This is a genomic window from Kribbella antiqua, assembly GCF_004345665.1.
Lineage (GTDB): Bacteria > Actinomycetota > Actinomycetes > Propionibacteriales > Kribbellaceae > Kribbella > Kribbella antiqua.
This window is the reverse complement of record NZ_SLWR01000016.1, coordinates 50,323-67,980: the sequence shown is the minus strand read 5'-3', so window position 1 is coordinate 67,980 and position 17,658 is coordinate 50,323. Positions and strand designations below refer to the sequence as shown.

Genomic DNA, 17,658 nt, shown 5'->3' with positions numbered 1-17,658 from the left:
TTTGGCCGGTACCCGGGCGTTCGAGGCCAGAAACGGGCTGACTAGGCTCTGCGACGTGAGCCTGCCGACCATCACCGCCACCCGCTACGTGCTGCCGTTGCGCGAAGGCGGCTCGCTGCCTGGTGTTGTCGAGGGCAACGATCTCGGCACCTACGTACTCAAGTTCCACGGCGCCGGCCAGGGCCCGAAAGCGCTCGTCGCCGAGGTGATCGTCGGCGAACTGTTCCGCCGGCTCGGCCTGCGCGTGCCGGAGCTGAAGCTGATGCAGCTCGACCCGGCGATCGGCAAGTCGGAGCCGGACTTCGAGATCCAGGAACTGCTGCTGCGCAGCGCCGGCCTGAACCTCGCCGTCGACTTCCTCCCCGGCTCCTTCGGGTACGACGGCTCGAGCGGCGGCCCGGGCGACGAAGGCATGGCCCGCATCCTCTGGCTGGACGCGTACGTCGCCAACGTCGACCGGTCCTGGCGCAACACCAACATGCTGGTCTGGCACAAGAACCTCTGGCTGATCGACCACGGCGCCGCGTTGTACTTCCACCACTCCTGGATGTCCGCGGAGAAGTTCGCCTCTCTCCCGTACGACGCCTCCGACCACGTCTTCTCGGTCGCCACACCATCCGTCGCAGCGGTGGACGACGAGCTGGCGTCGTCGATCACTCCAGACTTGCTCACCGAGGTCATCGGTCTCGTCCCCGACGAGTGGATCGAGGACGGAGATCGCGAGCGATACCTCGGTCATCTGACCGCGCGGCTCTCGGATCGCTCTGCTTGGCTGCCAGGAGGTGCACGATGACCGAGCGGAGCGAGGGCATCAAGACGGCACAGCTGATTCGCGCCTCATCGGCGCCCGGAGCGAAGCGAGGACGTCGATGAGCTCCCTGGTCCCCTTCGATTACGTCATCCTGCGAGCAGCGCCACGGATCCAGCGCGGCGAGTTCATCAACGTCGGCGCCGTGCTCTACTGCCGCTCCCTGGACTTCCTCGCCGCTGCCTGGGACGTGGATCAGGCGCGATTGAAGGCACTCGACCCCGCCGTCGACGTCGACGTGGTGTGTGCGTCCCTGGACCACATCCGCGCAATCTGCGCCGGTGACCCCGTCGGCGGCCCGGCTGCGGCGACCGGCATCGGTGAGCGCTTCCGCTGGCTGGCCGCTCCCCGCAGTACCGTCGTACACCCCGGACCGATCCACAGTGGGATCACCAACGACCCCGCCGCGGAGCTGGACCGGTTGCTGGACGCCTTCGTCCGTTAGCCGAGGGCCTTCGAGACCACATCGCGAGCCTGGACGAACACCTGCTCCAGGTGGTCATTCCCCTTGAAGGACTCGCCGTAGATCTTGTAGAGGTCCTCAGTCCCGGACGGGCGAGCCGCGAACCAGGCCGACTCGGTCGTCACCTTCAGTCCGCCGATAGCAGCTCCGTTGCCCGGGGCACTGGTCAGCCGGTCCACGATCGGCTCGCCGGCCAGCTCGGTCGCCGTCACCGCGTCCGCGGACAGAGCCGACAGCCTCGCCTTCTCCTCACGAGTGGCCGGTGCGTCCACCCGCGAGTACGCCGATGCGCCGAAACGCTCTACCAGCTTCGCGTGAGCCTGCGACGGCGTCTCACCGGTGACTGCGGTGATCTCGCTCGCCAGCAGCGCCAGCAGGATGCCGTCCTTATCCGTCGTCCACACCGTCCCGTCGAAGCGCAGGAAGCTCGCTCCGGCCGACTCCTCGCCGCCGAAACCGACCGATCCGTCGATCAGCCCGGGCACGAACCACTTGAAGCCGACCGGCACCTCCCAGAGCCGCCGGCCCAGGTCCGCGACCACCCGGTCGATCAGCGACGACGACACCAGCGTCTTGCCGACCGCGACGTCCGGGCCCCACTGGCGGTTGGCGAACAGGTAGGAGATGGCGACGGCGAGGTAGTGGTTCGGGTTCATCAGCCCGGCGTCCGGGGTGACGATGCCGTGCCGGTCCGCGTCCGCGTCGTTGCCGGTGGCCACGTCGTACCGGTCCCGCTGCGCGACCAGCGAGGCCATCGCGTACGGCGAGGAGCAGTCCATCCGGATCTTGCCGTCGTGGTCCAGCGTCATGAACGACCAGGCCGGGTCGATCGTCGGATTGACCACGTTCAGGTCGAGCTGGTGCCGGTCCGCGATCGCAGCCCAGTAGTCGACGCTCGCGCCGCCGAGCGGGTCGGCGCCAATCTTCACTCCGGCCGAGCGGATCGCGTCCAGGTTCAGCACCGAGGGCAGGTCGTCGACGTAGTGGCCGAGGAAGTCGTACTCCCCCGCGTGGGACCGGGCCTGCTCGAACGGCTTCCGCCGTACCTCACGGTTGCCGCCCGCGATCAGCTCGTTGGCCCGGGCCGCGATCCAGCCGGTCGCGTCGGAGTCGGCCGGACCGCCGTGCGGCGGGTTGTACTTGATGCCGCCGTCGCGGGGCGGGTTGTGCGACGGGGTGATGACGATGCCGTCCGCACCAGCGCCGGCACCGCGGTTGAGCCGCAGGATCGCGTGCGACACGCCAGGGGTGGGCGTGAGCCGGTCGTCGCTGTCCACCAGCGTCTGTACGTCGTTGCCCGCGAGCACCTCGAGCACAGTCCGCCAGGCCGGCTCGGAGAGGCCGTGACTGTCCCGGCCGACCAGGAGCGGTCCGCTGGTGCCCTCACCGGCGCGGTACTCGCAGATGGCCTGGGTGATGGCCAGGATGTGCGCCTCGTTGAAGGCGCCGTCCAGGCTCGAGCCCCGGTGGCCCGACGTACCGAAGACGACCTTCTGGGCGGGGTTGTCCACGTCCGGGGTGATGTCGTCGTACGCCTTGAGCAGCGCGTCGACGTCGACGAGGTCCTCGGGCTGTGCGGGCTGGCCTGCGCGTGGGTGCATGACCACATGCAACAAGCCCGAGCCGTCCAGCACAACTCCGGGGGTGGTTGTCTCAGCTCGTGTACGGCGTCAGTAGCTGGTCGACGGGTGCGTAGTCGTCGGTGAGGACCGGGGCGTCGCCGACGAAATCCCGCAGGTCGTCGCGGATTTCCATGCCCGGCCCGAGACGGGCCGCGATGGCGTCGGAGTTGATCGGCTGGTCCGCGGCGGCCAGCACGAAGTTGCCGCCGCTCTCGTCCTGCTTCGCGATCACGGCGACGTGCGGGAAGTCGGTCTGCAACGTCTTGATCTCTGCCTTGGCGAACTTGGCGCCACCGAAGTCGATCACGTTGATCAGGTAGAGGCCGTCGCTCTTGAGGACCCGGCGGATGTCGGCGATCAGCTCCTGTGTGGTCAGGTGCCAGGGCACGGACACGCCGCTGAACGCGTCCATGATGACGACATCGCGGCTGTCCGTCGGCTCCGCGCGTACGCCGAGCCGGCCGTCGCGGACCGTGACGTCCAGGTCCGGCCCGGTCCGCACACCCAGCTCAGCCTTGTCCAGCTCGACCACGCCGGCGTCGATCTCGTACACCTTCTGGTGACTGCCCGGCCGGGTCGCGATGAGGTAGCGCGGCATGGTGAGGCCGCCACCGCCGATGTGCAGCGCCTCGAGCGGCTGGTTGCCGTCGTACTGGCCGTTGATCGCGGCGGCGAAGTTCTTGATGTAGTCGAACTCGAGGTACGTCGGGTCCTTCAGGTCGACGTACGAGTGCCGCAACTGGTCCAGGTACAGCGTGCGGCCGTTCTCCCGGCTGGGGTCCTTGGCTACGCGCGCGCAGTGGTACGCCGTCTCGACCTCACACGGGCGCGGTGCGACGACTGTGAGCGCTGTGCCGATCATTGCGAGGGCTACCGGCTTCACAGCCGCTTGAGCACCACGCAGTACGACGGTCAGCACCACACCGACGACGACCAGGAGGCCGCCGAGGGTGAGCACGATCGTGCTGACCGGGACGTTCGCCACGAAGACGAACCCGGTCAGGACGGTGCCTGCGATCCCACCGACCGTGGCGTAGGCAGACAGCCGGCCGACAACCGTTCCGGTCTCCGCCAGCGTCTCCAGCCGCAGCTTGGTCACCATCGGCGTCACAGCCGCCAGCAGCGATGCAGGCACGAACAATGCGACAGCGAGGACGAGGAACACCAGGTTGCTGCCGCCGCCACGCACTGCCTCACCGGTCCAGCGGACGACCGGGAGGATCAGCATCACCAGCGCACCACCGAACAGCATCAGCGGCCCCAGCGTCTTCTGCGGCGGCACGGCGTCCGCGTACCGCCCGCCCAGAGCCGCACCGGTCGCAATCGCCGCCAGCGCGACGCCGATGACCGCAGTGTTCGTTTCCAGCGTCAGCCCGATGTACGGCGCCACCAGCCGCAGCGACACCAGCTCCAGCACCATGACAGCGGCTGAACTGCCGAACGCCAACGCAATAGCCAGTCGCTGCCCGACCGCCAGCCTCACTTCACCCTTGCCCACCGCGTCACCCTATCGGTGGTCCTCATCCAGCTGGGCGATCAGTGTCTTGGGAGCGATCTGGCGATAGGCGCCCTCGACCAGGTCCTCGAGGTGCTCCCAGTCGACGAGTTCCACGTCCAGGTAGACGCCGAGCCAACCGCGATGACCGACGTACGGCGGCCGGAAGAAATGCTCCGGGTCCTCGGCCACCAGCGCCTCCTGCACCCCGGGAGCCGCTGCACACCAGAAGCCGACCCGTTCGTCATGATGCTGGTCGGCGAACATCACGAACGTCTTCTTCCCCCGCACGAACCACGTCGGCTCGCCGTGGCTCAGCCGCTCGGTCACCTCCGGCAGAGCCAGGCAGAGTGTGCGCAGGCGCTCCAACGACTCCATGTCATCGCTCCGCATTCACCACCGTCAGGCTTCGAAGCGCCGCCGGGCGGTCTCGATGTGCCGGAAGTACCGGTAGGTCCAATCGCACATCCCGTCGACCGTTGCCCGCAGTCCGTGGCCCGCTTCGGTGAGCGTGTACTCGACCCGGGGCGGGACGGTGGGGTAGACGGTCCGCTCGGCAAGGCCGTTGCGCTCCAGCATGCGCAGGTTCTGGGTGAGCATCTTGTGGCTGATGCCCTCGACCCGGCTGCGCAGCTCGCTGAAGCGCAGGGTGCCCTCCCCCAGGGCTTCGATGATCAACAGTGCCCACTTGTTGGCAACGTCGGAGAAGATCTCCCGCGCCAGGGAATCGGCGCGCCGCAGGTCGGCATCCTCGGCCGAGCCGCTGAACTGCTTGGTCACCATCAGGTTCCCCAGTCACGGAAAAGTGCGTTCTTCCATACCAACGCACACTCTCCTACAGTTCCTGAGTAACTACAAGAGACCACGTGGTCTGGTTTGACGAACACGGGCTTACAGGAGCCTGGACAAGGAGGCGGACAGCATGACCATCACCCTGAAGAATCCCGATGAACTGCCGAAAATCGATGTCTACCGGCAAGTGGCGATCGCGTCCGGTTCGAAGCTGGTCTTCATCGCCGGGCAGGTCGCCTGGGACGCGGAAGGCGTCACGGTCGGCGAGGGCGACCTCGCCGCGCAAGTTGAGCGGTGCTACCTCAACATCGCCGCCGCACTGGACGCGGCCGGCGGTTCCTTCGACGACGTCGCGAAACTGACCTTCTATGTCGTCGACTGGACTGCCGACAAGATGACCCCGCTCCTGGCGGGCATCTCCCGGGCGGCCGCGACGCTGGGGGTCACTCCGGTGCCGCCGACCACCCTGATCGGCGTCGCGGCTCTGGACGTCCCCGAGCACCTGGTCGAGATCGAAGCGACCGCAGTCCTCGACTGAAGCTGTGTACTGACCGCCGAAGCGGCCAACTAGAGCCTAGGAATCGGGGGCGCCCGGCACCTCCGGCCGCGGAGCGAAGCCTTATCCAGTACTCCGGTTGGAGGGTCGCTGTGATTCAGGTCACAGTGACCACGATCCGTGTCGCCGCGTTACACGGTCAGTGCCGGACGGCGTGCACTGTGCTCAGTGCACATCCTGGGTGTGCCCGACGGTGCAAGCGGCCATGCCGCGCCCGACAGGAGGTTCGGACACCATGCGCATTCGGAACCTGGCGGTGACCGCCACGCTGATCCCGGTTTTGATGCTCTCCGGCTGCGGCAGCGAGGACTCGTCCGACGTCGCCGCCTCGTCACCCGGCGCCAAGAAGGCGTCGAAGCACGGCCTCGCCGACGAGGCCGGCAGTGCCGGTGAGGCCGAGCAGGCAGCCGGCTCGGACGACCCGGTCGTGAACGCGTACTACGACTACCGGGTCGCGCTCGACGTGATGATGCGCAGCGGTGGACGGAAGGTCAAGCAACTGGAACCGGTGATGACGCCGAAGATGTTCCAGTCGATCAGCGCCCAGGCGAAGTACTACCGCACCAAGAAGCTGCACAACACCGGCGTCACCAAGGTGCTCTGGGCCAAACGCACCCTCGCATCCAACGGCGTCATCGTCAGCGCCTGCTACGACACCACCGCAGCCCGCACCATCGACGCCAAAGGCAAGCCAGTCCTCCCCGCCACCACCCCCACCCGCTGGCTGGACCACATGCGAGTCCAACAACTCCAAGGCCACTGGGTAGTAGACGGCGGCAGCACCACCCCCACCAACTGCTAACCACGCCACCACCGGCCAACCCACCGCCAGCACCCCATGCCGACCTACCCGTCGGCTAGCACCGCCCGGCCGCCGCTCAAGCCATCTCCGGCTGACTGCAACCCAACCGCCACCGCGCGTCAACCACCTACGGCTGGCATTGCCCACGGCCCACGCGGCCGGCGGATGCCACCGCCAGGGGGCGCATATCGTTCCGGCCGCTGCCACCCGGCACACCTCGCGGCCCGGAGCCCCGCAGCGCGGAGAGCCTCCCTCTCCGCGCTGCCGCCCGCCCCGCACGACTTGCGGTGGATGTTGCGGGAGTGCGTGGGGTTTGTGGCTGCCGCCCGCCCCGCACGACTTGCGGTGGATGTTGCGGGGCTGGGTGGGGTTTGTGGAGGTGGGATCACGATCGGGGTGGGCGGGTTCGGTGCTGTGGCGGGGTGGGGAGACTGGGGATGAGTGCCGGCTAGGTCGAGGGGTCCGCCGATGATCGACACGAGGTTTGGGCGTTGGTTGTTGCCGCTGTTCGCGCGCCGTCGTGGTGGACGCCGTACGCCTGAGGCGTTCCGTCCACGTGGGACGAGCTCACGGGTGAGCCGACTGTCGGCGCGGTACGACGCCGACGTCGACGAAGCGCTGCAACGACTCTGGCCGAAAGCCCGGATCTATCACGATCGTGAGTTCACCCACGACCGAGCCGACTTCCTCCTCGTCGTCCGCGGCCGCGGGGTGATGGTCGAGACCAAGGTGAAGAGCGATCCCGGAGTCTTCCGGGGCTCCACGCTGCCGCCGCTCCTCGATCGGCTGCAGCGCGACGGGCGCCGACTGGTCGTCGTACTCAACCAAGGAGATCCGACGCCGGCACGCGAACTGATCGCCAGCAAACTGGGCGACAAAGGCTGCGTCGTGGTCTGGTCGGGACCCGAGCACGACAACGAACTGCGCGGTGCGGTCGAAGGCCTGCTGCAGCGAATGGTCCGGCACGCGTAAGGCAGCGAGTGACCAGGCGCTCGTGTCAGCAGAGATCCCGCGGCCGCGCTCAGGCGACCGCGGGATCTCGCCGGCGACCACAGCCAGCTGCTCTACCAGCTGAGCACGCGCGCACCCGGTGTGGGTTCGCCGTACGCGAACCGCTCAGGTGTTCTTGATCGCGGACACCTCGATCTCGAGGGTGACCTTCTCGCTGACCAGGACGCCGCCGCCTTCGAGTGCGGCGTTCCAGCTGACGCCGAAGTCCTTCCGGTTGATCACGACCGAGCCTTCCAGACCGACCCGCTGATTGCCGAACGGGTCCGTCGCCGACCCCGTGTACTCGAACGGGATCTCGAGCGGCTTCGTCACCCCGCGGATCGTCAGATCCCCGGTCACCGTGAAGTTCTCGTCGCCGGTCTGCGCGATCGCGGTCGACACGAAGGTGATCTCCGGGTGCTCGTCCATCGCCAGGAAGTCGTTGCTGCGCAGGTGTTCGTCGCGCTGGCCGTTGCGCGTGTCGATGCTCTTGGCCTGAATAATCACCCGCCCGGACGAGTTCGCCGGGTTCTCACCGTCGAGGTGAATCGCCCCCTCGAACTCGTTGAACGACCCCCGCACCTTCGTCACCATCGCGTGCCGGGCGACGAACCCGACCCGGCTGTGCGCGGTGTCGATCGTGTAGTCGCCGGTCAGAGCGGCATACTCGTCGGCCATGAAGAACTCCTCCAAACAGATTGGTTGAAGTTTGCATAGTCAACCATTCACCCATCGGGCCCGGATGTCCACCCCGACCTGCCCGGCCGGTCCGACAATGGGATTGTCGACACGAGGACGGCACCTTCAATCACGACACCGGCAACCACGACACCGGCCGGGTCACGGACTGCGTCGACGCCTAACCGTTGCCCCCAGCAACCAGACGGGCCCGCATTATTGGGTTGCGGGCCGCACGGACAGCAGGTGTGATGTGTGGTCGAAGGATCGGAGGACTGTCGTGCAACCGCTCACCGCCGACGAGATCAGGCGCTCGTTCATCAACTCGTCCAAGAGCCTGGTGAAGGCGATGACGCTGCCGCCCAAGTTCGCGGAACTGCCATGGGAATCGCTGGACTATCTGGGCTGGCGCGACCCGAAGGCGCCGAACCGCGCCTATCTCGTCGTACGACGCAATGACGGCGTGACGGGCATCGCGCTCAACACCCAAGCGACCGGCAAGCCGCGCCGAGGGACCGGACTCTGCGACCTCTGCCACACCGCACATCAGGTAACCGACGTCGCGCTGTTCGCGGCCCGGCGGGCGGGTGCGGCCGGCCGGGAAGGCAACACGGTGGGCACCTACATTTGTGCTGACCTGGCGTGCTCGCTGTACCTGCGCGGTCTGCGCGAGCTCGAAGTACCGCAGGGTGAAACCACCTCGCCGGAGGAGCGCGCCGAGCGGCTGAACAATCGGCTCGAAGGTTTCGTGAATCGCGTCCTCGCCTAAGCCGCGCGAAGCGGTCCGGGGAACTACGCTTGAACCAGCGGTCACCGTAGGCGAAGGGAGAGCGAGTCGCGATGACGGAGTTCAGAATCACGCACGAGATCCACCAGGTTCACCCGGACATCCGCGAGAAGCTCACCGCCACGACCATCGAGGCCATCAACGAGTCCAGTTCCCGGTCCGCGGAAGACGCCGCCCTGGTACTGCGGCACAAGCTCGGCGAGATCGGTGTCCACATGAGCGACGCCGCCTGCCTCGCCGCGATCGAACGCATCCGCTCCGGCAAACAACTCCGCTTCGAAATCGAATCCCTCGACGAGGACTGACCACAGTCACCCCGGCTCGTCCACACCTCCACCAAGTCCTGAGCCGCGTGGCTGCCGCCGGCATCACCCCGGTAGCAGAAGCCGGACCTGGTCGGTGATCTCCTGTACGACGTCGTCGACCGGGTTGGCGATGTTGATTGTCGCCGCCATGCTGACGAACATGATCGCGGAGACGATGTGCGCGAGGGTCGCGGCGTCGCCGGGGGTGATGCGGTCGTCTCGCTGTAGTACGTCGGCGATTGCCTTTTCGGTCTGCACGGTCAGGATGAGCGCGTCGCGGTGGTGGGGCTCCTCGGGGTCGCCGAAGACGATCTCGCGCAGGTAGGTCCGGCCGTTGTCGATCTGTTTGCGGTTGCACTCCACGACCGGGCGGACGATCGCCATCACCGCGTCGAGCAGGTCCGAGATATTCTCGGCCGCCGCCCTGCCCTGTGCGAGCGCATCGGCGTAGGTGGAGTTCTGCACGAGCAGGAGGAGCTCGCCCTTGGTCTTGGCGTAGAGGAACAGCGTGCCCGCGCCGATGTCGGCCTTGTCAGCGATTTCCTGCGTGGTGACCTCGTCGACGCCGCGCTCGGCGAAGAGCTCTCGGGCGGCGGCAGTGATGCGATCGAGCTTCTGCTGCTTGTTCCGCTCGCGCCGTCCGACTGGTTGGGAGTCGAGTGGCATGGCTGCCGTCCTTCTCTGCAGTGTGGGCTCAGGCTGTGTGGGCTCCAAGGTGCCGCGCTCATTCTTCCACGGCGACAAGGGGAGCCCTTGTGTCGCGGATCTCCGAGTAGAGCGCCTCGACCGGACCGCTCAGAGCCGCCTTGACCTGGGCGGTCAGCTCGTCGCCGATGACCTCGTACTCACCGGCCTCGACGGCGTCGTACACCTTGGTCACGAGCTCGGCCGGCTGCAGCTTGGGCCCGTCGGCGTGGGCGGCCATGCGGGTCTCGACGTACCCCATGTGTACGCCGGTCACGTGCACACCCAGGGGTGCGAGCTCGAGCCGTAGAGAGTTGGTGTCCGACCAGAGCGCGGCCTTGCTGGCGCTGTAGGTGCCGCCGAAGCCGTACCAGCTGGCGACCGAGTGCATGTCCACGAGAACGGACTGCGGCTTGGCGGTGAGGACCGGCGCGAACGCACGGGCGAGGAAGACAGGCCCGAAGAAGTTGGTCTCCATGTTCGCCCGGATGTCGGTCTCGGTCACCTCCAGCAGGCTTGCGCTCGGCGGGAGGGCGCCCGCGTTGTTGATGAGCACCGTCACGTCCGGCGCTGTGGCCACGGCTGCGGCGATGGATTCGGAGTCGGTGATGTCGAGGGTGAGGGGGACGATGCGGTCGTCGTCCCAGGTGCGAGGAGTGCGGGCCGTGGCGTAGACCTTCGCCGCGCCGCGTGCGAGTGCCTGCTGGACGAAATGGGTTCCGATGCCGCCGTTTGCCCCGGTGACCAGGACGACTGCTTCGTTGAGGGAAGGCATGTTCACTGTTCTTTCTGTTGGGGATGGCCCGATCGGCTATTGCTCGTAGTGCGGCAGGATGTCGCCGTTCTTGACGTAGGTGAGGGCGGCGTCGACGTCATACGCGTGGATCGCGGAGGCGAGCGGTGCCAGCTGGTTGGACAGTTCGGCGATCACGGTGCTGGTGAAGAAGGCATCGCGTGCTGCGGTGTCGGTGAACCCGAGGATGACCGAAGCGTGGAACTGCTGGTCGTGGGGGTTGTCGTGTGCGACGTTCGGGGTGTCCCAGAGCTTTTCGATCCAGGGCAGGAAGGTCTGCGTACGCAGCTCCTTGAGCACTCCGGTGCCGGCGAGTGCGGGTACAAGCTGGTTCTTGATGAACTTGCGGAACTCACCAGCGCCGACCCCGTCTCTGCGGCGCAGGTAGACCAGGGCACGGGCACCGACTGTCTCTCCTGGGCCCGCGATGTCGTACCAGCGGGACGAATTCGGCGGGCCGGTGTAGAGCAGAGTACGGCGGAACACGTTGATCTCGTCCTTGTAGGCCAGCTGCGTCTGCTTTCGCCCTAGCAGGGGGGAGAGCGCCGAGTGGAAGGTGACTTCCGCGACCCCGTCGATCTTCCGGTCGACGGGGATCGACGTCTCCACCCCGTCGGTCACCGGCCACCGGCCCGGGTTGTCCTCGGCAAGGTGGATCTGCCGGTACTCCTCCAAGCCCGGAGTGGCGGAGATGATCTTCGAGTGCGGGCCCTTCCAGTAGTCCATGCCGGTCTGGCGGGGTTGATCGGTGCGCACCCAGAGCGGAATCGAGGAGGTGAGGTGCTTCTGCACGCCCAGCTGCGCGGCGGACGGTGACGTACTCATGGTGTTGCCTTTCGTCTCGTGATCGGGAACGGCGGTTGCGGTGCTCGGGTGGTCATCGGGCGAGGAACTCGACGGCGACCGGGGCGAACTTGTCGTGGAACTGGAAGATGCCGCCGTGGCCGGAGTCGGGGTAGATGATCAGTTCCGAGCCCTTGATGCGTCGGTGCAGGTCTTCGGAGAGCACCGAGGGCACCATCCGGTCGTTGTCGCCGTTGGCGATCAGGGTGGGCTGGGTGATCTTCGACAGGTCGGCGGGGGCCGAGCGTCCCCACTTCTTGATCGCCTTGAGCTGCGTCTGGAACGCCTTCACCGCGACCGGCGCGTCGCGGTCCAGGGTGCGCTCCTTGAGCCGCTCCACGAACGCGCGGGCGGCGGGCTTGCCCGTGGCGTTGCGGTTGAAGAACAGGAACTCCTTCGGGTCCGACCGGGTCAGGGCCGCCCGCAGGATGTCGTAGTAGGTGGTGCCGGCGACCTTGTCGATGTCCTTGCCGCCCGCAGGGCCGGTGCCGGTCAGGATGAGCTTGCGGACCAGTCCGGGGTGCTTCATCACGAGGGCCTGGGCGACCATGCCGCCGAGGGAGAAGGAGAAGATGTCGATCTTCTCGAAGCCGAGCGCCTTGATGAACGCGTAGGCGTCGTCGGCCATCGCTTCGACGCTGTCGGGAACGCTGCCGCTGGAAGCTCCGACGCCGCGGTTGTCGAAGGTGATGACGTGGTGCTCCGCGGCGATGGGGTCGACGATCCGGGGGTCCCAGTTGTCGAGGTTGGCGGCGAGGTGGACGAAGAAGACGACGGGGATCCCGCCCTTCGGCCCCAGCTCGCGGTAGGCGTAGGTGACGCCGCCGGCCTCGACGGTGCGGGCGGGCGCATCCTTGTAGGCGGTGATGACGTCGTTGTCTGCGTGATTGTTCGTGCTCATGGTGTTCTCCTGTTTGCTGGTTCGTGCCTGCTGAAATGGGTTTGTCAGGTCCTGCTGATGACGGCCTTGCCGCGGATGCCGCCCCCTTCCGTCGACGGCACTGCCAGCGACTGCACTGCCTGCACGGTCTGGTCGAAGTCGAAGATCCGTCCGACGACGGGGCGCAGCGCGCCGCTGTCGACGAGGGCAGTGATCTGGCGAAGCTGGTCACCGCTGGCGCGCATGAAGAGGAACTCGTACGTCACGCCGAGGCGCCGGGCCTGGCGGCGGATGCCGCTGCTGAGGGCGGTCATCACCAGCCGGAGCACCGGGTTCGCGCCGAGCTCTCGGGCGAACGCCGAGTCGGGCGGCCCGGCGATCCCGATCGCCTTCCCGCCGGGGCGCAGCACGCGCAGCGACTTCTCGAGGTTCTTCCCGCCGAGGCTGTCCAGCACCAGGTCGTACCCGTCGAGGAGCTCTTCGAAGTCCTGGCTGCGGTAGTCGATGACGACGTCCGCGCCGAGCTCGCGCACGAAGTCGACGTTGCCGGCGCTGACCGTGGTGGCGACCGTGGCGCCGAGATGCTTGGCAAGCTGGATCGCGATCGTCCCGACTCCCCCGGCGCCGGCATGGATGAGGACCCGCTGCCCCGGCTGCAGGTTGCCCCGCTCGACGAGTGCCTGCCACGCGGTCAAAGCCACCAGCGGCAGCGAGGCCGCCTCCTCGAGGCTGACCGATGCCGGCTTGAGCGCCAGGTCGGCCTCGGCGACCGCGATGCGCTCCGCGAACGTTCCGATGCGGTCCTTGTCAGGCCGGGCGTACACCTCGTCGCCGAGCGCGAATCCCCGCACCTTCGCGCCGACGCCGACCACCGTTCCGGCGACGTCGTTTCCCAGGATCTGCGGCAGCTTGTACGGGAGGATCAGCTTGAACTCGCCCGCCCGGATCTTCTCGTCGAGCTGGTTGAGCCCAGCAGCCTGGACCTGGACGAGCACGTCGCGCTCTCCGACCACGGGCTCAGGGACATCCACTTGCTGCAACGGCCCCTTGTACCGATTGACGACAAACGCTCGCATGGCAACTTTCCTTCTCTGCACCAGTTGATCTGAGTTAACTCAATAATGAGCGTACTCAGTTAACTTGTCAAGCGAGCCCTCAGGAGAGGCGGTTGATCCCGGTCGCTGCCCGGAGTACGCGTCCCCGCGGCCAGGTGTCGTGGCAGTACGGGCGCTCGACGACGGCTCGCAAGCGCCTGGGCGGACTTCGAGCTGACCGATCGGAGGAGACACCGCCCAGGCGAAGGTGCTGGGCCGGCAAGCGTCGTCGTCGAACGGTGGCCGCCCGCTCATCGAATGAGTTGAGGAGTGATTCAGCACGTTGCCGAATGGGCCCACGCCGGAGGCGTGTGCTGTCCCAGCGCCCGTGCACCAAGATGCCCTTGGGTTGGCTGAGTGTCCGGAAGCCCTCGATCCCGTTTCGACTCGCGCCGACGCCGCCGAGTGGTAGATCGTCCTGCCCAACATCCATGATCGCGCCGCCGATCGCGATGCTGCCGGACGTCGTACAGGTCGATCCCAGTCGCCGGACCGTGTCGTGGTCGCCGAAGTACTCACGCACGCGAGGGGCACGCCCGGCCGCAGAACCCGCCCGGCCCGGGCCAATGGTTCAACGGCGAGCAGCCCCAGGCAACGCGCTCAACTGGTGGGTGGGGTGAGGGGGCCCGTCCTGGCTGTGTGCCTCGGGCCGGTCCGGGGTGACGGCTCGGCGGGGAGCCGTTGACGCGGTTAGTTGGTGGGCGGGGTGAGGGTTTCTGGGGTGAAGAGGGCGTGGAGGGTCAGGCCGGCTGCGGTGAGAGGGGGCGGGGTGGTGGGGTTGCGGTTGATGACGCAGAGGGCGTTGGTGATGTGGGCGCCTTGGGTGCGGAGTTCTTCGGTGGAGAGGACGATCTGACCGCCGGTCGTGACGACGTCCTCGACGATGGTGACGCGGCGGCCGGCGGTGTCAGCACCTTCGGCGAGGCGGCGGGTTCCGTACGCCTTCGCCTCCTTGCGCACAAACGCACACGGCAGCCCGGTATGACGCCCCAAGGCGGTCACCACCGGAATCCCACCCATCTCCAACCCGGCAAGTACTTCGGTGTCCGCCGGCACCAGCGCGACCATCGCCTCCGCGATCGCATCCAGCAACACCGGATCCGCCTCGAACCGGTACTTGTCGAGGTACTCCCCCGCCGTCTGCCCCGACCGCAGTACGAACGAACCAGTCAGATGAGCGCTCGCATAAACCCGCCGCCCCAACTCCACAAGCTCCACCCGCGCACCCTATCCCGCCCACCCTCCACCAACCGCGCACCACCGATCCGCGAGGGCACGCCACGGCCTTCCGCCACCCGCGCATCACCGGGACTGGTCACTAACATCCGGCTCTATGAACGCCTCCCGCATCGAGCAGCCCGCCGACCTTGACGTGGTTCGGACCTCCTATGACCGTGTCGCCGACAACTACGTCGAGATGAACCTCGGCGACATCACGACCTATCCCTGGTTGCGTACGGCGATCGACGGCTTCGCAGCTGCGGTACACGATCTCGGCCCGGTGCTCGACGTCGGCTGCGGTCCTGGAGATATGACCGCCTACTTGGCCGAGCGCGGCCTCGACATCTCCGGAGTTGACCTCTCGGCCCGCATGATCGACCACGCCCGCCGGCTACACCCCAACCAGCGGTTCGCCGTTGCCTCGGCAACCGACCTCGATCTGGCGGACTCGTCGCTCGGAGGGATTCTCGGGTGGTTTTCCCTGTTCAACCTGCCCCGGCGCATCCTTCCCCAGGTCCTGATGTCCTTCGGCCAAGCCTTGGTTCCGGGCGGGCATCTCATCATCGGAACCCACATGGGTGATGGCGACCTCGAACGAACCGAGGCGTACGGCGCGGTCCCGGTTACATGGACCACGTACCTCTGGCAGCCTGACGATCTCTGGGTCCTCTTGGCCGCGGCAGGCCTCGACCCGGTGGCTGAACTCCGGCTTTCCCAGAGCGTCGCCGGCGTCCCCTCATTGGTCCTCGTCGCCCAACGCGCCAACCACTGAACACGCGGCGGCTGCGGTGGGAGGGCCGGCTCTAGCCTGTCCGACCTTCCCCCACCGACGCAGCATCGGGCGTGCGAGGTGGATCCGGTGGAAGGAGGCGGCGGAAGTCTTCGGTGGAGATTATGGGGATGTTGTAGTCGCGGGCAGCGCGGGCCTTGACTGAGAGGCTGTCGACGTCTGCGGCGACGACGAAGGTGGTGTCGGGGCGGACGGCTTCCTGGGGTGCGAAGCCGGCGGCGACGGCGCGGTCCCACCAGACTTCGCGCGGCTCGACCATATCGCCGGTGAACACCATCGTGCTCCCCGGTGGAAACCCGCGCGCCCCAGGACGAGCCGGTACGACGTACCGGCCGCCACTAGCTCGCAGTAACGCGTCGTCCACATCCGACGCACGGTGGCCGAGCATCACCGCGACCCGATCCAGGTCGCTGCGCTGGTCCGCCGTGATCGCACCATCGCTCCACGACGCCTCGGCCAGCGCCGAAACGTAGTATCGATGCAGCTCATGGACCTGTGGTCGGGTCAGCCCGAGGTCGGTCGCGGCCTGCACGAGCTGATCGGCATCGGCCGCAGTGATCTCTCGGTTGGAGACGATCATGTCGAGCAGAGCGAGGTACGAGTCGGCCTGAGGTGGTTCAGGAACGCGCGGCAACTGGTCAACCAGCCGACTCATCCACCCATGGCGGCCACCCGCATGCACCGGTCGAACGGTCGGCGTGAAATCACTCCCAGGCAACGCCGGCCACCGCAGCCGGCTGACTTCCTCATAGGCCCACTGCCACGGCGGTGGTGACGGAAACGCCTGTAAATACTGACCAAACAGCTGCGCCGTCGCACGCGTATCCGCCAACGCCGAATGCCAGCCCTCGATCGAAATCCCCGCGGCCGCACAACATGCACCCAGCGTCCGTTTCGCACCTGGATACAGATAACCGGCCAACGCCATCGTGCACATCGACCGCTCGGTGATCAGCGGTACGGCGAACCCCAGCCGCCCGAACTCCGCCCGCAGAAACCCGAGGTCGAACTCAACGTTGTGCCCGACAACCATCCGCCCCGCGAGCAACCCACCGAGATGGCGCGCGACGTCACCGAACTCCGGCGCCGCGAGCACGTCGGCGGTGAGAATCCCGTGAATATGCTGAGGTCCGAGGTCGCGTTGTGGGTTGAGCAGCGTCACCCACTCGTGCTCCACCCGGCCGCGCGCGTCCAGCAGCACGACCGCGATCTCGATCACCCGATGCCGATGACTTGGCAGCAGACCGGTCGTCTCGGTGTCGATGACGGCATACATCCGCAGGCCTCCTCCGGCTCGGTTACCGACCCGGAACAACCCAATCACACGCCGCCGACAGTTTCGGCGACAGCCGAGAAACCGACGCAGCCGGCGACAGCCGAGAAACCGACGCAGCTGGCGACAGCCGGGAAACCGACGCAGTCAGACCGCGGGAATATCGACCGCGATCTCCGCCCCGAGCTTCGCCCCATGGGCCAGCGCGAGATCGTCCCCACTCCAGAACCGCCCCGGGTCGTACCAGTTCGGCTGCCGCCCGCGCAGCAACCCCATCTCCTCGTACGTCACCGCCACCACCTCAGCGCAGTACGCCGACTCGAGCTCCAGCTCACGCGACCCGCGCCGGAACGCCGGGATCCGCCCCCGCACCCATCGCGACGCCAGCCGGGCCGTCGACGGGAACGGCGTACCGTCCAAGCGGGCAACAGTCCGCAGTACGGCGTCCTCCATCTCGCGCGTGACCGGATGGTCCAGCTGCCGCAGCCATGCGCGTTGACCGTACTTCCGCGCCCACACCAGCACCGATTCGCGCAGGTCGTGCAATTGCACACCGCGCTGATGGTTGCCGCTCCACATGTCCGGCAGCGAGCGACCCAGCTCGGCGTGCCACATCAACGGCGGCAGATCCTCGACCACGATCGCCATGCCGACGTGGTTGATCGGGCTGTTGGTGGTCAGCTGGATGGCCCGGTCCGCGGCTTTCGCACCGCGGAACAGCCAAATGTCACCTGTTCGTGTCAGTTCCGTAGCATCATCCAGCGAAATCCGGCTCTCCACGT

General features: G+C 67.2%; 21 protein-coding genes. 8 read left to right on the top strand and 13 right to left on the bottom strand.

Translation table 11 applies throughout. The features are described 5' to 3' along the window. Window positions 1-55 precede the first annotated feature (55 nt). Both EV646_RS34945 and EV646_RS34940 read left to right on the top strand, forming a co-directional pair. Window positions 56-793 carry a HipA family kinase gene (locus EV646_RS34945; RefSeq protein ID WP_132156409.1) on the top strand — a complete coding sequence of 246 codons (738 nt, stop codon included), beginning with the start codon at window positions 56-58 and terminating at the stop codon, window positions 791-793. Window positions 794-869: 76 nt separating this feature from the next. Further along, window positions 870-1,253 (top strand): DUF3037 domain-containing protein, encoded by a 384-nt coding sequence (locus EV646_RS34940; protein ID WP_132156407.1) that lies wholly within the window; start codon window positions 870-872, stop codon window positions 1,251-1,253. Here the strand turns inward: EV646_RS34940 and pgm are convergent. Genes pgm through EV646_RS34920 form a run of 4 tightly spaced genes read right to left on the bottom strand, consistent with a single transcriptional unit; the run spans window position 1,250 to window position 5,171 of the window. Beyond that, window positions 1,250-2,872, bottom strand: coding sequence for a phosphoglucomutase (alpha-D-glucose-1,6-bisphosphate-dependent) (gene pgm, locus EV646_RS34935; RefSeq protein WP_132156405.1), 1,623 nt, complete (start codon window positions 2,870-2,872; stop codon window positions 1,250-1,252). The two genes, EV646_RS34940 and pgm, sit on opposite strands and share 4 nt — an antisense overlap. Window positions 2,873-2,924: 52 nt before the next feature. After that, window positions 2,925-4,391, bottom strand: coding sequence for a fused MFS/spermidine synthase (locus EV646_RS34930; protein ID WP_241996528.1), 1,467 nt, complete (start codon window positions 4,389-4,391; stop codon window positions 2,925-2,927). 9 nt (window positions 4,392-4,400) lie between these two features. Continuing rightward, entirely contained in the window at window positions 4,401-4,766 is a 366-nt protein-coding gene (locus EV646_RS34925; protein ID WP_132156403.1) for an MmcQ/YjbR family DNA-binding protein, read from the bottom strand. 24 nt (window positions 4,767-4,790) lie between these two features. Then, window positions 4,791-5,171: a winged helix-turn-helix transcriptional regulator gene (locus EV646_RS34920; RefSeq protein WP_132156401.1), complete on the bottom strand. Its 381-nt coding sequence runs from the start codon at window positions 5,169-5,171 to the stop codon at window positions 4,791-4,793. 139 nt (window positions 5,172-5,310) lie between these two features. Here EV646_RS34920 and EV646_RS34915 point away from each other — a divergent pair, with 139 nt between their 5' ends. The 3 genes from EV646_RS34915 to EV646_RS34905 all read left to right on the top strand — a co-directional run bounded on the left by EV646_RS34915 (window position 5,311) and on the right by EV646_RS34905 (window position 7,510). Beyond that, window positions 5,311-5,718: a RidA family protein gene (locus EV646_RS34915; protein ID WP_132156399.1), complete on the top strand. Its 408-nt coding sequence runs from the start codon at window positions 5,311-5,313 to the stop codon at window positions 5,716-5,718. A gap of 253 nt (window positions 5,719-5,971) precedes the next feature. Further along, window positions 5,972-6,538: a hypothetical protein gene (locus EV646_RS34910; RefSeq protein WP_132156397.1), complete on the top strand. Its 567-nt coding sequence runs from the start codon at window positions 5,972-5,974 to the stop codon at window positions 6,536-6,538. Window positions 6,539-7,006: 468 nt separating this feature from the next. Further along, window positions 7,007-7,510, top strand: a complete 504-nt coding sequence (locus EV646_RS34905; RefSeq protein ID WP_132156395.1) for a hypothetical protein — start codon at window positions 7,007-7,009, stop codon at window positions 7,508-7,510. A gap of 144 nt (window positions 7,511-7,654) precedes the next feature. Here the strand turns inward: EV646_RS34905 and EV646_RS34900 are convergent, their stop codons facing one another. Next, on the bottom strand, window positions 7,655-8,206 hold the full coding sequence (locus EV646_RS34900; RefSeq protein WP_132156393.1) for a YceI family protein: 552 nt from the start codon (window positions 8,204-8,206) through the stop codon (window positions 7,655-7,657). A gap of 280 nt (window positions 8,207-8,486) precedes the next feature. Between EV646_RS34900 and EV646_RS34895 the strand changes: the two genes are divergently transcribed. After that, entirely contained in the window at window positions 8,487-8,975 is a 489-nt protein-coding gene (locus EV646_RS34895) for an FBP domain-containing protein (RefSeq protein ID WP_132156391.1), read from the top strand. A 71-nt stretch (window positions 8,976-9,046) separates the two neighbouring features. Continuing rightward, a complete protein-coding gene (locus tag EV646_RS34890; protein ID WP_132156389.1) occupies window positions 9,047-9,298 on the top strand; it encodes a hypothetical protein in 252 nt (83 codons plus the stop codon). A gap of 63 nt (window positions 9,299-9,361) precedes the next feature. Here the strand turns inward: EV646_RS34890 and EV646_RS34885 are convergent, their stop codons facing one another. The 6 genes from EV646_RS34885 to EV646_RS34860 form a co-directional block, all read right to left on the bottom strand. After that, window positions 9,362-9,964: a TetR/AcrR family transcriptional regulator gene (locus EV646_RS34885; RefSeq protein WP_132156387.1), complete on the bottom strand. Its 603-nt coding sequence runs from the start codon at window positions 9,962-9,964 to the stop codon at window positions 9,362-9,364. A gap of 58 nt (window positions 9,965-10,022) precedes the next feature. Further along, window positions 10,023-10,757, bottom strand: coding sequence for an SDR family oxidoreductase (locus EV646_RS34880; protein WP_132156385.1), 735 nt, complete (start codon window positions 10,755-10,757; stop codon window positions 10,023-10,025). A 36-nt stretch (window positions 10,758-10,793) separates the two neighbouring features. Beyond that, complete coding sequence (locus tag EV646_RS34875) at window positions 10,794-11,600, bottom strand: strictosidine synthase (RefSeq protein WP_132156383.1); 807 nt, start codon at window positions 11,598-11,600, stop codon at window positions 10,794-10,796. Between the two features lie 52 nt (window positions 11,601-11,652). After that, complete coding sequence (locus EV646_RS34870; protein WP_132156381.1) at window positions 11,653-12,519, bottom strand: alpha/beta fold hydrolase; 867 nt, start codon at window positions 12,517-12,519, stop codon at window positions 11,653-11,655. A 44-nt stretch (window positions 12,520-12,563) separates the two neighbouring features. Next, window positions 12,564-13,574, bottom strand: a complete 1,011-nt coding sequence (locus tag EV646_RS34865; RefSeq protein ID WP_132156379.1) for an NADP-dependent oxidoreductase — start codon at window positions 13,572-13,574, stop codon at window positions 12,564-12,566. Window positions 13,575-14,282: 708 nt separating this feature from the next. After that, complete coding sequence (locus tag EV646_RS34860) at window positions 14,283-14,810, bottom strand: orotate phosphoribosyltransferase (protein ID WP_132156377.1); 528 nt, start codon at window positions 14,808-14,810, stop codon at window positions 14,283-14,285. A 115-nt stretch (window positions 14,811-14,925) separates the two neighbouring features. Between EV646_RS34860 and EV646_RS34855 the strand changes: the two genes are divergently transcribed. Then, window positions 14,926-15,585 carry a class I SAM-dependent methyltransferase gene (locus tag EV646_RS34855; protein WP_132156375.1) on the top strand — a complete coding sequence of 220 codons (660 nt, stop codon included), beginning with the start codon at window positions 14,926-14,928 and terminating at the stop codon, window positions 15,583-15,585. Between the two features lie 31 nt (window positions 15,586-15,616). Here the strand turns inward: EV646_RS34855 and EV646_RS34850 are convergent, their stop codons facing one another. Further along, window positions 15,617-16,879 (bottom strand): exonuclease domain-containing protein, encoded by a 1,263-nt coding sequence (locus EV646_RS34850; protein ID WP_132156373.1) that lies wholly within the window; start codon window positions 16,877-16,879, stop codon window positions 15,617-15,619. 144 nt (window positions 16,880-17,023) lie between these two features. Continuing rightward, window positions 17,024-17,656 carry a hypothetical protein gene (locus tag EV646_RS34845; protein ID WP_132156371.1) on the bottom strand — a complete coding sequence of 211 codons (633 nt, stop codon included), beginning with the start codon at window positions 17,654-17,656 and terminating at the stop codon, window positions 17,024-17,026. Window positions 17,657-17,658: the final 2 nt, after the last annotated feature.

Bases quoted from the DNA above. Each gene is read 5' to 3' on its own strand.
- EV646_RS34940 (WP_132156407.1), top strand. From the start codon at position 870: ATGAGCTCCCTGGTCCCCTTCGATTACGTCATCCTGCGAGCAGCGCCA.
- pgm (WP_132156405.1), bottom strand. From the start codon at position 2,872: ATGCACCCACGCGCAGGCCAGCCCGCACAGCCCGAGGACCTCGTCGAC.
- EV646_RS34925 (WP_132156403.1), bottom strand. From the start codon at position 4,766: ATGGAGTCGTTGGAGCGCCTGCGCACACTCTGCCTGGCTCTGCCGGAG.
- EV646_RS34920 (WP_132156401.1), bottom strand. From the start codon at position 5,171: ATGGTGACCAAGCAGTTCAGCGGCTCGGCCGAGGATGCCGACCTGCGG.
- EV646_RS34915 (WP_132156399.1), top strand. From the start codon at position 5,311: ATGACCATCACCCTGAAGAATCCCGATGAACTGCCGAAAATCGATGTC.
- EV646_RS34910 (WP_132156397.1), top strand. From the start codon at position 5,972: ATGCGCATTCGGAACCTGGCGGTGACCGCCACGCTGATCCCGGTTTTG.
- EV646_RS34905 (WP_132156395.1), top strand. From the start codon at position 7,007: ATGATCGACACGAGGTTTGGGCGTTGGTTGTTGCCGCTGTTCGCGCGC.
- EV646_RS34900 (WP_132156393.1), bottom strand. From the start codon at position 8,206: ATGGCCGACGAGTATGCCGCTCTGACCGGCGACTACACGATCGACACC.
- EV646_RS34890 (WP_132156389.1), top strand. From the start codon at position 9,047: ATGACGGAGTTCAGAATCACGCACGAGATCCACCAGGTTCACCCGGAC.
- EV646_RS34885 (WP_132156387.1), bottom strand. From the start codon at position 9,964: ATGCCACTCGACTCCCAACCAGTCGGACGGCGCGAGCGGAACAAGCAG.
- EV646_RS34880 (WP_132156385.1), bottom strand. From the start codon at position 10,757: ATGCCTTCCCTCAACGAAGCAGTCGTCCTGGTCACCGGGGCAAACGGC.
- EV646_RS34875 (WP_132156383.1), bottom strand. From the start codon at position 11,600: ATGAGTACGTCACCGTCCGCCGCGCAGCTGGGCGTGCAGAAGCACCTC.
- EV646_RS34870 (WP_132156381.1), bottom strand. From the start codon at position 12,519: ATGAGCACGAACAATCACGCAGACAACGACGTCATCACCGCCTACAAG.
- EV646_RS34865 (WP_132156379.1), bottom strand. From the start codon at position 13,574: ATGCGAGCGTTTGTCGTCAATCGGTACAAGGGGCCGTTGCAGCAAGTG.
- EV646_RS34855 (WP_132156375.1), top strand. From the start codon at position 14,926: ATGAACGCCTCCCGCATCGAGCAGCCCGCCGACCTTGACGTGGTTCGG.
- EV646_RS34850 (WP_132156373.1), bottom strand. From the start codon at position 16,879: ATGTATGCCGTCATCGACACCGAGACGACCGGTCTGCTGCCAAGTCAT.